At 42.1% G+C, this 15690-nt stretch carries 14 protein-coding genes; 5 read left to right on the top strand and 9 right to left on the bottom strand.

What is annotated here, in order from left to right; translation table 11 throughout:
- Positions 1–50 precede the first annotated feature (50 nt).
- Positions 51–2522, top strand: coding sequence for a hypothetical protein (locus tag FHS57_RS20005; protein ID WP_183976804.1), 2472 nt, complete (start codon positions 51–53; stop codon positions 2520–2522).
- 57 nt (positions 2523–2579) lie between these two features.
- A complete protein-coding gene (locus FHS57_RS20000; RefSeq protein WP_183976802.1) occupies positions 2580–3338 on the top strand; it encodes a 3-coathanger stack domain-containing protein in 759 nt (252 codons plus the stop codon).
- Positions 3339–3346: 8 nt separating this feature from the next.
- Here the strand turns inward: FHS57_RS20000 and FHS57_RS19995 are convergent, their stop codons facing one another.
- Positions 3347–3862, bottom strand: a complete 516-nt coding sequence (locus FHS57_RS19995; RefSeq protein WP_183976801.1) for a GNAT family N-acetyltransferase — start codon at positions 3860–3862, stop codon at positions 3347–3349.
- Complete coding sequence (locus FHS57_RS19990; protein ID WP_183976800.1) at positions 3862–4350, bottom strand: GNAT family N-acetyltransferase; 489 nt, start codon at positions 4348–4350, stop codon at positions 3862–3864. Before FHS57_RS19990 ends, FHS57_RS19995 begins: the two co-directional genes overlap by 1 nt.
- A 124-nt stretch (positions 4351–4474) precedes the next feature.
- Between FHS57_RS19990 and FHS57_RS19985 the strand changes: the two genes are divergently transcribed.
- Both FHS57_RS19985 and FHS57_RS19980 read left to right on the top strand, forming a co-directional pair.
- Positions 4475–5371, top strand: coding sequence for a LysR family transcriptional regulator (locus tag FHS57_RS19985; protein WP_183976799.1), 897 nt, complete (start codon positions 4475–4477; stop codon positions 5369–5371).
- Between the two features lie 122 nt (positions 5372–5493).
- Positions 5494–6009: a GNAT family N-acetyltransferase gene (locus tag FHS57_RS19980; protein ID WP_183976798.1), complete on the top strand. Its 516-nt coding sequence runs from the start codon at positions 5494–5496 to the stop codon at positions 6007–6009.
- 83 nt (positions 6010–6092) lie between these two features.
- Here FHS57_RS19980 and FHS57_RS19975 read toward each other — a convergent pair whose 3' ends face one another.
- Positions 6093–7418, bottom strand: a complete 1326-nt coding sequence (locus FHS57_RS19975; protein ID WP_183976797.1) for a dihydrolipoamide acetyltransferase family protein — start codon at positions 7416–7418, stop codon at positions 6093–6095.
- A gap of 12 nt (positions 7419–7430) precedes the next feature.
- Entirely contained in the window at positions 7431–8678 is a 1248-nt protein-coding gene (locus tag FHS57_RS19970) for a competence/damage-inducible protein A (protein WP_183976796.1), read from the bottom strand.
- 157 nt (positions 8679–8835) lie between these two features.
- Here FHS57_RS19970 and FHS57_RS19965 point away from each other — a divergent pair, with 157 nt between their 5' ends.
- Entirely contained in the window at positions 8836–9588 is a 753-nt protein-coding gene (locus tag FHS57_RS19965; protein ID WP_183976795.1) for a DUF4197 domain-containing protein, read from the top strand.
- A 93-nt stretch (positions 9589–9681) separates the two neighbouring features.
- On the opposite strand, the gene FHS57_RS19960 is transcribed toward FHS57_RS19965, so the two are convergent.
- The 5 genes from FHS57_RS19960 to FHS57_RS19940 form a co-directional block, all read right to left on the bottom strand.
- Positions 9682–10704 (bottom strand): hypothetical protein, encoded by a 1023-nt coding sequence (locus FHS57_RS19960; RefSeq protein WP_183976794.1) that lies wholly within the window; start codon positions 10702–10704, stop codon positions 9682–9684.
- Between the two features lie 14 nt (positions 10705–10718).
- The gene (rodA, locus tag FHS57_RS19955; protein ID WP_183976792.1) at positions 10719–12005 is read right to left on the bottom strand and encodes a rod shape-determining protein RodA; all 1287 of its coding nucleotides are present in this window, start codon (positions 12003–12005) and stop codon (positions 10719–10721) included.
- Positions 12006–12060: 55 nt separating this feature from the next.
- Positions 12061–13980, bottom strand: coding sequence for a penicillin-binding protein 2 (mrdA, locus tag FHS57_RS19950; RefSeq protein ID WP_183976790.1), 1920 nt, complete (start codon positions 13978–13980; stop codon positions 12061–12063).
- Positions 13981–14156: 176 nt separating this feature from the next.
- Positions 14157–15170 carry an SMP-30/gluconolactonase/LRE family protein gene (locus tag FHS57_RS19945; RefSeq protein WP_183976788.1) on the bottom strand — a complete coding sequence of 338 codons (1014 nt, stop codon included), beginning with the start codon at positions 15168–15170 and terminating at the stop codon, positions 14157–14159.
- 52 nt (positions 15171–15222) lie between these two features.
- Positions 15223–15504 (bottom strand): PD-(D/E)XK nuclease family transposase, encoded by a 282-nt coding sequence (locus tag FHS57_RS19940; protein WP_221225679.1) that lies wholly within the window; start codon positions 15502–15504, stop codon positions 15223–15225.
- Between the last annotated feature and the right edge of the window lie 186 nt (positions 15505–15690).

The following is a 15690-nucleotide window of genomic DNA, read 5'->3' as shown; positions in this document are numbered from 1 at the left end:
TATTTTAGTGAAATCTAATTTGAAAGCCATTTGTATCTAAAGTATTTCCAATGAAGCTCAAATTTATATTATTATTCCTGATTTTTATGGCTGTTAATGCTGTTTTAAATGCACAGTCAATCACAATTGCTGAAACGGCATTGCCAACAACATGTTCAAGGGATACTTTAAAAATCCCAGTTGTTCTTAGCGGAAGTTGGGATAAAACAAATATCTTTGTTCTAAAGCTTAAATCAAATTTTGCTCAGGTTGATACAACGATTTATGTGACTTCTTTAAACAGCACCTCACCTTTGTTGTTTAAACTTCCAGAATTTTTTGCTACTGAAAAAATTCAATACAATTTTTCATTTTTAGCAACAATTGAATCAACGAATCCCAAGGTGATTAGTAATTCTTCGTATTTTAATATGAAGATGTTGTCAGTAATAGAAATGGGGACTCCAGTAGAAATTATTAATTCTAATGTGAAAATACCTAGTTATTATGTGATGAAAAATTCTGTTGCCAATATTCCTGTTAAAATATTTCGCGGAACGATGGATACATTCGAGAAGGGAATGTGGAGTGATAGCACTTTTGTGCTTTTTCAGGATAATATTATTAATCTATTGCCCAAAAAAACTACGAAATATAAGCTGGAAAGTATATCAAACTCGTGTGGGTTAGGTAAAGTAATACCACCTTCTGAATTTACATTGAAAGTAAATAATTTTAATATAAAAGTAGTAGATGTTTATCCCAAAAAAATATGTGATATTAAAAATATTCAAATTGAAATAGACTATGATGGAGGAATAATTGACCCTGATAAATTTTATGTGGAAATGTATGATGAGAATAAAAAGGCGTTCAAGAGTCATAAATTGAAAAATGTTGATTTGAAAAGGTTTACCTTTAATATTGATACGGTTTATACATTTGGTAAATATTATTTAAGAGTAAGGTGTGATAGCCCAGATGTTGCTTCTAATTTTACCGAAATTAACATAGTGGAACCTCCAAGAATTGAATTAGACTATTTTTCGTATGAAATGGAAAAATATACAATTGACTACAAAGCACTATTGAATATTTATTTAAAAAATATAACTTCTAATAGTGATAATCCAACTCATTCGGTGAAATTTACAAATGGTTTGGAATTAGTAAATTTTTCAAATGATTTTTATGGTTCAACCTCAGGGATAGAAATAAAACCGACAGAAAATCAATATTATAAAATTGAATCTGTTATTACTCAAGCATGTGGTTTTACTAAAAACTTTACAGTAACGGGGGAAAAAGAAATTAAAGTTAAAAATGACTTTATTATAAAAGATGTATTAAATAAGAAATATTGTGGAAGTGAAAAGGTCAAATTTAGAATACAAACAGATAAGGTATTTAACTTTGATAATTTTTTTACTGTTGAATTGAAAATTATAGGAAGTAATATAAAGAATATTGATATTCCAGTAAAACAAAATGAAGATGGAACTTTGGAGTTTATTCTGCCCAATGATAGTGTTTTTCGACCTACTATTAAGTTCTTTAGTTTTTATATTAAATCCTCAAACCCTGAGGCGAGAAGTGCCTTGTATGATGAACAATTGAAAGTAACGACTCGGCCTATTGTTAGGTCAATACCTCAAAATAGTATAATTGAGACTCCAAGTTTTTACACGAATACTGTTGTAGAGTTTGAGGGTTCTACTAAAGGTAAATTGAGTTTTTCTGATGGGGATACTACATTTAGTGTTTCGTTCGATGAATCAGGTGAATTTAGGACAATCTTTCTGCCAATCTTTGCCTTAAAAACAAAAACATATACGATTCAGTCTATTGAAAATAGCTGCGGTGTATTAGTTCCTACTCCAAAATTAGAGTTTACAATTGAAGTTAAAAAAATAACTAATACTATCCAAGTTACAGATTTTCCTAGGCAAGTCTGTACTAAAAAAATATATGGTGTCTCATTTGTAACTACTGGCTCGTTTGAACAAAATGAAGTAATAATAGCTAAACTTACATATTATTCAATCAAGGACAATAAAGATATTGCTGTGGAGGTAGGAAAAGGATTTAAAAGCCCAATACCAATACAAATTCCTGATTCTATTCCAAGAGGGCGAACAAGTTTAGTACTTTTGACTTCAGCAGCAAATAGTCAAAATAATTCTATTGAATCAAAAGTATCAAACATATTTATAATTAATGGTCAAGAAATAGAAAGAAATAATTATTTTATTTCTTCGAATTTACATGAACTTCCGATAAATAAATCTGTAGATATATTAAAAGGAGATGAATTAAAATCTGTATTTATTTCTTCAAATTCCCCCTATCAGACATTTGGATTAAAAGTTAATGACACTTGGTACGAAAATCTTTCTGAAACTGCCAGCACTAACTCGAAAATAGAGATTTTTTTTAAGCCAAAAACTGATACTTTGTATATATTAAAAGAATTAAAAAATGCTTGTGGTATTCAAGAAATAAATGACACTCTTCGTGTTTTTGTAAAAAAAAATCGAATTTGACCTGTGTTGAATAGTGAAATCTTTAGATGTCAAGGTAATTTATTAAGCATAGCGTTTTTGATTGACGGAAAAGGAGGTAAATTTGATAATTATAAAATTTATTTTAAGCCCACTTCTATCGGTTTCTCGGGGTCAATACCTGAATCTTTGAAATATGAAGCAAAAATTGTGAGTAAATCCTTTCAGGGCTGTACAGTTGTGATACCAGACATGCCTTATGAAAACCAAGTGTCAGTATATTTTGAAGCAGCAGAAGATAGTTCTGATTACGCATCTGTAGTAAATCCCCCTTATGGTTATTTTGGAAAAAAATATATAGTAAAATTAACAAGTAAAGATGAAAAAGATACAGTTTGGGTTTCAGAACAAATGAATACTGTGCCGTTTTATATTTCTACTTTGAACTCTTTTAATCCAAAATGGATAGGTAATATAAACAGCGAAAATAGCAGTGATAATTCTTTTTATGAAACTTCGTTGAACGCTTATCAGCAGAGTATGATTCAAGAGTCATATTTTGGTGCTGATTTAAAATATATTATAAAAAATATTGAAAGTACATGTGGCTACGGAATAGGCTTGGGCAGTGTTTTAGTAAAGCGATGCTTCGATAACCCTTATTTGTCAAATGGGCCTAACTCACGAATTTCTCAAGATTGGTATTCAAAGAATACAATTAGATCGGAAGTAAAGGTTGATAAAAGTAATACACTTTATTCCGCAACTCAATCCATTGAGCTATTACCAGGTTTTATGGCTGATGGGGGAAATAGGTTTAAAGCAGAAATAAAAGGTTGCAAATTAGATGTCAAGTGAGATGTTTATTATATGCTCTTAGCCATTACATAATCATTCTGCACTTCGGTGCCAAGTACAAAAACGTGCTCGCCTACTTTCTCAAAACCCATTTTGGTGTAAAACTGTAACGCGCGGGTGTTTTCTTCCCAAACACCTAGCCAAACGGTTTTAAAGCCCGAATTTTTGCACCAATCCAGACTTTCATTCATTAAGTGCTTTCCCAAATTTTGCCCGTGAAAGGCTTTGTCCACGTAAAATCGTTCTATTTCAATGGCGTTTTCAGACGATAGTTCTTTCGGAGCATGGTTTTTAACCAATTTGGTGAAGCCAATGAGTTGTTCTGCTTTTTTCAGAAGTAAGTATTGAACGGAAGTGTCTTCGAGTTCAGCCTGAATTTGTTTCAGGGTAAACTTCGTGGAAATGTGCTTTTCCATGTTTTCGGGCGTGTTATAAACGGCGTAGGTATCAATAAACGTTTGCTCGCTTAAATCTCGCAATGCTTGTGCATCGTGGAAGGTTGCTGGTTGGATTGAAACAGACATCAATGAAGCGTTTTCTGGTAAAAGACACTGTCAACGGCCATACGTGGAAACTCAATGGGTAATTCTTCAACGGGTACTTGAGCAAAACCATTTTTTTCGTAAAAGCGCATTGCTGCTTGGAGGCGTGGGTTAGTCCCCAAATATAATCGGTCGATGTGGTGTAATTCACAGTGCTTTGTAAGCGTAGAAAGTAATCGAGACGCCACCCCAAATGCTTTTCCACGAAAATCATGGTGAACGAACATTTTACGGATAGCGCCCATGTTGTTGCCAATGTCGATGAGGGCAATTGTGCCTACCAACGTACCATCAAGGGTAGTTGCTACCCAAAAATTACCCGCATTTTTGCAATAAAACTCAGGGATAATCAACAAATCGGGTTGGTCTTCGAGGGTGATGGGGACTTTAAATTCAAGCTGTTGAATGTCTAAAATTAAGTCAATAATTGGTTCTTCATAGACGGATTGGTACTCCAAAATTTGTATCATGGCAGTATAGGTGGTGGTGAGTTTTAAAGTAATGGTGCAAATTAAATACGTGGTTTTAATAATTAGAAATGTTATTTTTTGATAGATTTATGCTGAAAACGTATAAGTGTTTTCTTTTTATAAAATGGATTTCCGTCAACTGAATTATTTTTTGGGGGTTGCAGAGGAGTTGCATTTTTCGCGGGCTGCCGAGAAACTATTTATTGTTCAGCCTGCACTCAGCCGTCATATTCAGCAATTGGAAGAGGAGTTGGGGGTTGTTTTGTTTGAGCGTGACAAGCGTAACGTAAAATTGACACCAGCGGGAAGCTATTTTCGAGATGAAATCAGTCGAATGCAGCTTCAGTTGAGGAATATCATTGAGCAAACCCAACGAATTCACGGTGGTTCGATTGGTACGATACGAATGGGACACCCTGGTTCGGCACTTTATTCTATTCTTCCCGAAGTGTTGTCGATGATGTACCAACGATTTCCCGATGTGAAGGTACAACTTACAGAAATTGCTGAGGTAGAGCTTATTGCAGCTTTGTCGAGCCACGAAATTGACGTGGGCTTTACCCGTGAAATTTCTACAGATGCGCAGTTTACGACACAATTATTGTTTGAAGAACATTTTGCCTTGGTTGTTCCTACCGATTATTGGCTCAATGAACATACGTTTACGGGCATTGAGCAGTGTTTGGAATCGGGCTTTATTTTGCCCAAAATCGAAATGGATGTCAACTATGGAAAGTTGCTGAACAATGTGTTTGAACAAGGTGGTTTTCGACCAAAAGTAGTCTATCATTCCAATTATGGCGCTACGATTTTGCGGTTGGTGGAGAAGAAACTCGGTTTGTCGGTGCTTCCTATTTCGTATCGTCAGGGTTCGTCGGCGTTGGGGGTACGCTTCATTAAATTACCAAATCTTACCCAATTATACTTAATTTGGCGCTCTGAAGACACCAACCCCGTGCTGCCACACATTCGCGAAATTGCGCACGAAGCAGTGGGGCATTTATCATTTGACCAGTTTTAAGGGTGTTAACCGTTTTTAAGGGTGTTAACCGTTATTTGTTATTCGTTCATAATCAACGAATTATATTGATAACAAATGGCCTGAAATTTTTGCTCTGCTACTTAATAAAGTTGTTTAATAGGATGGAGATTAGAAAATCAACGCTAGAGGATTTGAGCCGAATCCAGCAATTGTACAAAACTGTCGCGCGGCGCTCGGGAGGAATTGCCCGCAAAGAACACGAGATTTTAGAAAGCTATATTTATAATTTTTTGAGTAAAAGCTTGGCGAATGGTTGCTCAATGGTGGCCGAAGAAGCAGGTGAGATTGTAGCCGAAGTCCATACCTATTCATTGGGAATTGAGTGTTTTACGCACTTATTTGGCGATACAACCATTTGTGTACATCCTGACTACCAAGGCAAAGGCGTGGGAAAGAGGTTGTTTACGGCTTTGTTGAAATACGTTCAAACGGAAAGAAAAGACATACTACGGGTGGAGCTTCATGCCCGCGAGAGTAACCCAACGGCCATTGAACTGTATAAAAAAATAGGATTTAAAATTGAAGGTAGGGCAGAGGGGAGAGTGCTTGACCCCGACGGGAGCATTGTGGCGGATGTGCCGATGGGTTGGTTAAATCCTAATTTTCAACGATCTTAAACGGCTCGCCCCGACAATATGTCGGGGCGAAAACGGTCTAGCGTCTCTGACGCAATTTAGGAAAAGAAGTTGGCGTAAAACGCTTAGAACAATTTCCGATTCAAGTCAAATTCCGAAAGGTAGTCGCTTACGCGTTTGACAAACATTCCTCCCAACGCACCATCTACCACGCGGTGGTCGTACGAGTGAGAAATGTACATCATGCTACGAATACCGATTACATCGCCTTGGGGAGTTTCGATGACCACGGGGCGTTTCTGAATGGCTCCAAACGCCATGATGGCTACTTGGGGTTGGAGAATGATGGGCGTTCCCATGATGTTTCCAAACGTGCCAATGTTTGAAACCGTATAAGTGCCTCCTGCAAGGTCGTCGGCAGTCAATTTGTTTTGACGAGCACGGTTGGCCAAGTCGTTGACTTTTTTGGCAAGCCCAATCAAACTGTATTGGTCGGCGTTGTGAATAACGGGAACAATGAGGTTGCCGCTTGGCAAAGCAACGGCCATCCCGACGTTGATGTCTCTCTTTTTGAGGATACTATCGCCTTCTACCGAAATATTGATCAACGGAAAATCTTTGATGGCTTTTACAACCGCTTCAATCAAAAGTGGGGTAAAGGTCAATCCTTCGCCCGTTTGGCGTTTAAATTCATCCTTGATTTGATTCCTCCAAAGTACGATATTGGTCATGTCGGTTTCCACAAACGACGAAACGTGCGGGGAAATACGCTTCGATTCCACCATTCGCTCCGCAATCAACTTCCGCATTCGGTCCATCGGCACCACTTCAATTCCTTTCGAAGTTTCGTGTTTTGGGTTTGCTGTTTCCTGTTTCGGGTTTGCCTGTTGACTATCAACCATGGACTGTTGACTATCGACTATGGACTTAGAACTACGACTCGCCAGGTAGTCCAAAATATCCTTTTTGGTAACGCGATTTTCAGCTCCAGTGCCTGCGATTTTTTCGAGTTCTTGGAGGGACACACCTTCCATTTTAGCGATGGTTTGGACCAAAGGAGAATAAAATCGAGTACCAACTGCCTCGCTGGTTGTATGCGTTGGAGAGGAAGGCTGGAGATTGGCTACCAACGATTGCGTAACCGTTTCGATTTCTTTTTCAAGGGTTTGTACTTCCTTCGACTCCTCGGCCACGGGAACAGCCACCGAACCATTGGTTTCAATCCGAATAATGGCATTTCCGACGGGAACGACATCGCCCTCTTTTACTAAAATTTCTGCAATGACGCCACCGTAAGGAGTAGGAACTTCCGTATCGACTTTATCAGTAGCCACCTCCATCACCGAATCGTCGGCTTCGACGCGGTCGCCTACTTTTTTTAAGATGCCAATGACGGTACATTCCATGACACTCTCACCCATGCGAGGCATCACCATTTCTACTATTGCCATTTTTGTTGATGTTTATCGATTCGCCAAAATCTGTTTTCTAAGTACATTCAAAAGGTAAATTCCCGTGTATTGGATGTTCTGCTCACGGAATTTGCCAAGTTGTAATTTTTGGGTTACGGTGCCTGAAGGCCCAGCGCACGCAATCCAGATTGTGCCAACGGGTTTTTCTTCCGAGCCACCATTAGGCCCCGCAATGCCACTTGCGGCTATGCCGTAGGTTGTTCCCAACCGCTGACGAACTCCTTCCGACATTTCAATAACAGTGGCCTCGCTTACTGCACCAAACTCGGCCAGCGTTTCTGGCTTTACGCCCAATTGGTTTATTTTAACTTCGTTACTATAACTCACGATTCCTCCCACAAAATAATGAGAAGACCCAGGGATTTTAGTAAGTAAGTGAGATACATATCCTCCCGTGCAACTCTCGGCAGTGGCAACCGTTTCACCGCGTTCCTTTAATAAACGCCCAACGACCGTTTCCATTTCATCGTCGTCAAACCCAAAAACGAATTCTTGAATCAACGGAAGTACTTTGTCCACTTGTGCTTGATTTTCAGCTTTGAGTTGCTCGGCATCGGTACCTGTAGCCGTGAGGCGCAACTTTACTTGGCCGAAACTTGGCAAGTAAGCCAAACGGATGTGTGGAGGCAAAGCGTCTTCCCATGCTTCGATGCGTTCGGCCAAAAACGATTCACCAATCCCCACCGTCCGTATCATTTTATGCTGAATGACGGGTGTTTCAAAAAACTCCTTGAGCTTGGGTAAAATGGCGTTGGTCATGAGGTTTTTCATCTCAAACGGAACCCCTGGCATGGAAATAAAAACCTTGCCATTACGCTCAAACCACATGCCTGGCGCCGTTCCCCAATAATTGGCAATGTAGGTGCAAGCTTTGGGTAACGCCGCTTGTTGCCGATTGAGCTCCGTCATGGGGCGGCCCCGTTTTACAAAAAACGACGTGATGATTTCCAGCGCATGCTCATTGATAACTAGCTCCGTATCAAAGTATTTGCACATCGTTGTTTTGGTAATGTCGTCTTTGGTAGGCCCCAAACCTCCCGTAATTAGAATGACATCTGCCCTGGCTTCGGCTTCGGCCAATACCTCCAAAATAGCGGCCTCGGTATCACCCACCGATGACTTTCGGATGGGGCGTATGCCAATATTGGTAAGTTCGGTGCCTATCCATTGGGTGTTGGTGTCCGTGATTTGTCCAAACAATATTTCGTCGCCAATCGTGATTACTTCTGCTCTGACCATGTATTCTAATTTTTTTTCAAAGTTAGACAAAATTCTCTTTTGGTATGAACGTTGTACCAATGCTTTAGGTTTGAAAATATAAACGGAGCAATGATGTTACTACCTATAAACATTATTGTCCAAAGGTTAGACCAATTAAAACCCACATTTTTTGTCCATGAAATCTATTGTTAGTGTTTGTGTGGCTTTTGTACTCGGAACGAGTGTGTATGCCCAAGATCAGCCAAAGAAAAAAAGTACGTTTGGGGATTTGTTAAAAAAAGCCGAAACGGCCATCACCGACGTAACCAAGGGAGGTACCAGCCTGACCAACGACGAAATTGTCCAAGGACTTAAAGAGGCCCTTACAGTAGGGATTTCAAACGGTTCGGCACAAGCTTCGGCGGTGGATGGTTATTACAAAAACACCCTCATAAGGATTCCATTTCCTTCTGATATTCAGAAAGTTGAAACTACGCTACGTAAAGCTGGCTTAGGAAATGAAGTCGATAAGTTTTTGTTGTCGCTTAACCGCGCGGCTGAGGACGCTGCCAAAAAATCTAAACCTATTTTTGTGAAGGCTATCACGTCGATGAGTATTCAGGATGCTTTGGGGATTTTGAAGGGAGATTCGACCGCCGCTACAAGTTATTTGAAACGTACTACGAACGCTGATTTGTATAAACAGTTTTATCCCGTGGTTGACAGTACCTTGAAGCTCAACAATACTACCAAGTACTACGCCGATTTGATTAATGCGTATAATAAAATTCCTTTGGTGCAAAAAATCAATCCTGATTTGAAACAGTACGCTACCCAAAAAGCCGTCGATGGTTTGTATGTACTAATTGCCCAAGAAGAACGCAAAATCCGTAAAGACCCCGTTGCCCGTGCTACCGAATTGTTGAAAAAAGTTTTTGGACAGCAGTAGGGAAGGGTTTCAAAAGGCAAGTTGGCAAAAGGCAAGTAAGCAAGGGGCAAGTAAGCAAGGGGCAAATTTGCTCTTTGCAAATTTGCCCCTTGCCTAATGTGCCAAAACCAGCTCTAAGCTCTTCATCACGACCTCGCCCATGCTTCGACACTGCAAAAAGCTGTTGTTTCGATAGTGTTGGGCGAGTTCTTTTTTTAACTGGTTTAAGTTATCAGGAAGGCAGATTTGGTCTTCCATCATCACGTTCATCAAATCCTGAATCCGCGAACGCTCCACCCGAATCCTCCCCGCAATCAGCGAACGCTCTTCTCGCTGGTATTGGAGCACACTTTCGTTGGTCAGGCACTTCATTCCCAACTCAATGATGGCATTGTTTTGCTTAAAATATTGGGGCAAATACACCGCTTTTTTACCCTCGTACGACTGTTGGTCAAAATCAATCGATCGGATACGGTAGTAAATTTCTTCAAAGTCGGGGGTAATGTCCACCACAAAATTACTGGAGTGCATATCGCCCAATAGCCTTACGAAGCAGCGTTCGTTGAATTTGACAAACTCTTTACAAAAACGAATGGCGTTGAGGTTGGGCTCGTTGAGGTAGTTTTTGATAAACATATCTCCAGGAATCCCCGCAATGTGTTCTTCGACCAGTGTGTCGCCGCTGGTCATGTAACTGATTCGGTTAGGCGAAAGAATGTGCTCTAATTCAAGGCCATAAATCCGCGACGAATCGGCATTTTTGATGTAAAAATAATCGAAGTTATCGTTCACTTTATTGACAATCCGCACCCGAAAAGGACGAGAATTACCGTACGAACAAACGTCCACGCGGTCCACGTACAAGTGCTTCATTACCGACAAATCACCGTCGGCACGAAGGTCGGCGTAAATGGTTTTGAGGGCATCGTAAATTTCATCAATCTCGCTGTACGAATAAAAAACCGTCTCCCAAAGCGTATCAGTTCCTTTTTTGTCGTAAAGCGGAATGGCGTTTTCGTATCGTAATAAATAGCTGTAATCAATAGGCAATGCTACCTCTCGGTTGTAGCTTTCGAGGTAGCTGCGTAGCTCTTTATTGATTTTAAACGGTTTTTTTTTGTTGGCAATAAAGGCCATATCTATGGAGGAAATTAGGTTCGCGACAGCGTATAAGGTCGCTGCGCGTCTAATTTAAGAAAAATAAACAACAGAATCGTAAAGGACCACATCGAAGAACCCCCGTAGCTAAAAAACGGCAGCGGGATTCCGATGACGACCATGAGTCCGATTGTCATGCCAATATTGACCAAAAAGTGGAAAAACAAAATGCCTGCCACGCAATAGCCATAAGCCCTTGCGAAGCGCGTTCGCTGTCGTTCGGCCAAAAATACGACCCGACACATGAGCCCAAGCAGTAATAAAACTACGGCTGCGCTGCCGATAAAACCGTGTTCTTCGCCGATGGTACAAAAGATAAAATCGGAGTGTTGTTCGGGGACAAAGTTAAATTTGGTTTGTGTTCCATCTAAGAACCCTTTTCCCCAAAGCCGTCCTGAACCGATGGCAATCTTGGATTGTGTTACGTTCCAACCGATACCAGTAGGGTCTAGTTTTGGATCGACCAATACTTTGATACGGTTGCGGTGGTGGGTTTGGAGGACGTTGTTGACCAAAAATTCCACACTGGTCGTAAAAAACATCATTAATCCAAAAATGACGACGAGGTTGATGGCCGTTTTTTTAGTGCGGTCGTACCGAGGAATGATGAAGTAATAGACCAAAAATCCAAACAACGTCAACCCGAGAGAAATGTATAAAGGGGAGAAAAACAGCGACAAAATGAACAGCACAATGGCAACCAAGACAATGGAAGGGTAAATGCCAGGCAGTCCTTCACGGTAAAGTACAATCAGGAACGAGACAAACACGAGGGCACATCCCACCTCTTTGGAGGCCACAATGAGCACCATTGGCAATAAAATGATGCCTGCCGTCCAAGCAATGTCTTTCCAACGCGATAGGTTAATGTGGGGTTGGGTGATGAATTGGGACAGAAGTAGTGCCGTTCCTGTTTTGGCAAATTCGGCGGGTTGGAGCGAAAATGAGCCAAATTTAATCCATGATTTGGAGCCTTTGATGTCGGTTGCTACGACCAATACGACCAAAAGAAGCAAAATACAGGCGCCATAAATGAAAGGTGCGAAGACCTCCCAAAATTTGTGGTCGATGACCAAAATCGCAATGACAATAAGCGCTGACGTACCAATAAACATAAATTGGCGCCCTGCGTTGTTGGAAAGGTCAAAAAGCTTGGTTTGTTCTTCAGGGTCATACACGGAGGCATAGACGTTGAACAAACCCATTGAAACACAAGCTGCGTAAATCAAGACCGACAGCCAATCCAAATTCTGAATAATATTTTGTTCGTTACGAGCCATAATGTCGTTTCAAAAAGTCAATAAAAAATAACCAATTGGGAGAATCCAGAGCAGCCTAAGGCGCAGGTACCGCTGTGCTTTTGGGAGCTGTTTGGTGGACAATCGTGGCCTCTGGTTTGAGGGGCGTGGGAGCAACATTTTTGGGTTTTGGTTGTTGCGAACGGGGAAGAATTACGTTTTGAAGGAAGTTTTTGTTTTTCCATTCTTGTTCGTAGGCTTTCCGTTGAACGTGCCCATTGAGGTAGCGTTCGATGGCCAAAGAAGCCACAGGAGCGGCTGCAAACCCTCCAAACCCTGCGTTTTCAACAAATACGGCAATCGCAATTTTGGGGTTGTCTTTGGGCGCAAATGCAATAAAAATGGAGTGGTCTTTTCCTTTTTTGTTCTGTGAAGTTCCTGTCTTACCGCACATCTGAATGCCTGGAATCATTGCCCCACGCGCCACTGTACCACGGACGACGGCCATTTCCATGCCATTCACGACGGGTTCATAGTAATAACGGGCAACCCCCGTTTCGTGCTTTTCGTTGTACTCGGGAAGTGGATTGTTGTTTTTTCCAACTCCTTTCACCAAGTGCGGAACTTTAAACCAGCCACGGTTGGCAATGGTGGCGGCTAAGTTGGCCAATTTTAGCGGAGTAATGAGCAATTCACCTTCCCCGATGCTGAGGGAGTAAATTTGCCCAAAACGCCATTGGTTTTTGCCAATGCGTTTGTCATAATACTCAACGCTAGGGAGTACCCCTTTGGCTTCGCTGGGTAAGTCCACGCCAAGTTTTTGTCCGAACCCGAATTTTTCGGTGTATTCGTGCCATTTTTTGAGGCCAATAGAGGAAGCCTTAAACGCATTTTTCTCGGCATTGGCATAAATCATCCGACGGAAAACGTGGTAAAAGTAAGGGTTACACGACCACTGAATGGCGCTGTTTACACCTGAAAGTGCTCCGTGACCGTGGCATTTCATGGGTGCTCCTGCGTGGCTAAACACACTTCCTGGACCAATGACGCCCTCTTGCATGGCTACCAACGCCTGCACAGTCTTAAACGTAGAACCAGGGCGGTAGCTTCCCATTACAGCGCGGTTATAGAGCGGGCGATAAGGGTTTTTTTGAAGTGCAGTGTAGTTTTTTGAAAAATCGCGGGTTGCAAACAGCGCAGGGTCGTAACTAGGTGCAGAAGTAATCGCAATCACTTCGCCAGAGGAAGGCTCAATGGCCACCACAGCACCTGCTTTATGTAGCATCAAACTATCGACATACTGCTGTAAATCTAAGTCGATACTTGTATAGAGGTTTTGTCCTGCCATGGCCACGGTATCCATTTCTCCATCTTTCCAAGCGCCCTTGGCTACACCGTTCACATCTTGCATGACGTAGCGCACCCCTCGGCGACCGCGAAGTTGCTCTTCATAAAATTTTTCTAATCCACTTTGCCCTACCAAGTCTCCTTGACGATAGTAAGGGTAGTCTTGGTCATCAAGTTGTTTTTTTGAAATCTCGCTCACGTAGCCCAATGCGTGCGCAAGGGTAGGGGCGGAATAGGTCCGAATGGAGCTTTTTTGATAGTCGAACCCAGGGTAGTCCACCAGAGCATCCTGAATGCGGGCAAACTCTTGCTTCGAAAGCTGACGAAGAAAAAGGGAAGGCTTGCGGTAAGAAAATGTTCTGGCCGCTTGCATTAGGCTATCAAACTTGGGACGTGTTATTTTAAATAAATTGCAAAGCGCCAACGTATCGGCTACTCTCACTTTGCTTGGCGTCACGTATAAGTCATACACGAGGGTGTTGAAAACAATCAGTTTTCCGTTGCGGTCATAGACTTGTCCCCGCATCGGCACATCGGGAATGGCGCGGATGGAGTTGCTCGCGGTTTCGTACGTATTGTCAAGAACTTGGAGGTACAATAGTCGAAATAGAAAAATTATTCCTACCACCACAAACAACCCATAAACATAAAATTTTCTACTCTCAGACATCTAACTAATGGTTTTAACGTATTATTCCCTCGCTTACTTCTTACTATATAGACAAGTAATTACTTTACAAAGTTCGTAGGTTTTAAGCGATTTACAAGAAATTTTGAGAAGATATTCAATAAAAAAAGAAGGCTTTTGGCCTTCTTTTTTTATTGCGATTTTTAAAGTTTTGTGGCTTACCAACCCGCTCCTTTTACCTTGGTTTTGATGCGGCACAGGTACATATCGGCGGTGATGTACAAGGTGCTGCCGTCGTCTCCCCAGCCGCAGTTGGCGGTGGCTTCACCCGTGTCGATTCGCCCCAACAACTGCCCCGTTGGCGTGAGGATTAAGACACCTCCTGGCCCCGTACACCAGAGATTGCCTTGTTGGTCGGTTTTGAGTCCATCGGGTAGCCCTGCTAATCCTTGTTTGACCATCGGCGTGGCATCAAAAAGCACTTTCCCTGCGCCCACCGAACCATCAGCAAGCACAGGAAAGGCCATAACGATGGCTTTTTCGGGATCCGACTGAGCAACGTAGAGCGTTTTTTCGTCGGGCGAGAAAGCCAAGCCGTTGGGGCGGGTCATTTCTTTGGTGATTAAACTCACCTTGCCGTCGTTGCCCACGCGATATACCCCAAACCAGTCGATTTCGCGAGTAGGGTCGTTGTGTTTGAGGGGCATTCCGTAAGGTGGATCGGTAAAATAATAAGCTCCGCTCGAATGCTGCACCACGTCGTTGGGACTGTTGAAACGTTTTCCTTGAAAATTATCAGCAATGGTTCGTTTGCCTGCATTGGACAACGGCATGGCCGAAATCCGACGGTCGCCGTGTTCGGCTATGATGAGGCGACCTTGTTGGTCGAGGGTGAGGCCGTTGCTGCCAGGTTCATCGCCATAGGTGCCTGCCCCCGTAAAGCCCGAAGGTTTCAAAAAGGGAGTAAGTCCTTCTTTGGCGCTCCATTTGAAGATGGTGTTAGCGGGCACGTCCGAAAACAGCAAACAGTTTTGGGACTTAACCCACACGGGGCCTTCTGCCCAGATGAAGCCAGAAGCAAGTACTTCGATTTTGGCTTCAGGGGCGACCAACGCATCGAGCCGAGGGTCGTTGCGGACGATTTTGCCAAGGGTAGGGTAGCTCGACTGCGCTAGAAGTTGGGGGCTGGCAAAAACCAAGGCCGCCACCGCCCATCGTTGAAAGAAAGTCATGGTTGATAGGTTTAGAGTCTCAATGACCAGAAAAGCAAAAAACGGATGCGATTTAATGGTGAAGCACAATAGCGCGTGATAGCGCGAGCGTCCCCGCTCGCGCCATCGGGACTTCGATGATAACAAGCTCGCCTTTCTCGTTTTCTACGAGAATACCTACCCTATTAAACTTATCGTCCACGGTTTCCTTATTGCTTTCACTGTCCAAGACCTGTTTGATTTTCACATCTTCACCAAGCAGCTCTGATAGAAACCCTTCAAGCACATCAAAATTGGCTTTTTGGCGAAGTATTTTCTTCATCGCCCAATCGAAACGGACTAATTTTTTTATCATGGCAATGAACTTTAGGGCAAAAATAAAAGAAACGTTATCAAAGGTTCTACCTCGTACTGACTATTTTTAGGCTTCTAGCCTAAATTATGGAAAAAGGCTGGAAGCCTTGTAATAGTTGTCACGAGCGGGGACGCTCGCGCCATCGGGAGACATATGTTACATCACTCATTTAGTTTACCAATTACC

It is taken from the genome of Runella defluvii (assembly GCF_014195535.1).
GTDB lineage: Bacteria > Bacteroidota > Bacteroidia > Cytophagales > Spirosomataceae > Runella > Runella defluvii.
The sequence above is the reverse complement of the archived record's forward strand: the minus strand, read 5'-3'. Positions and strand labels throughout refer to the sequence as shown.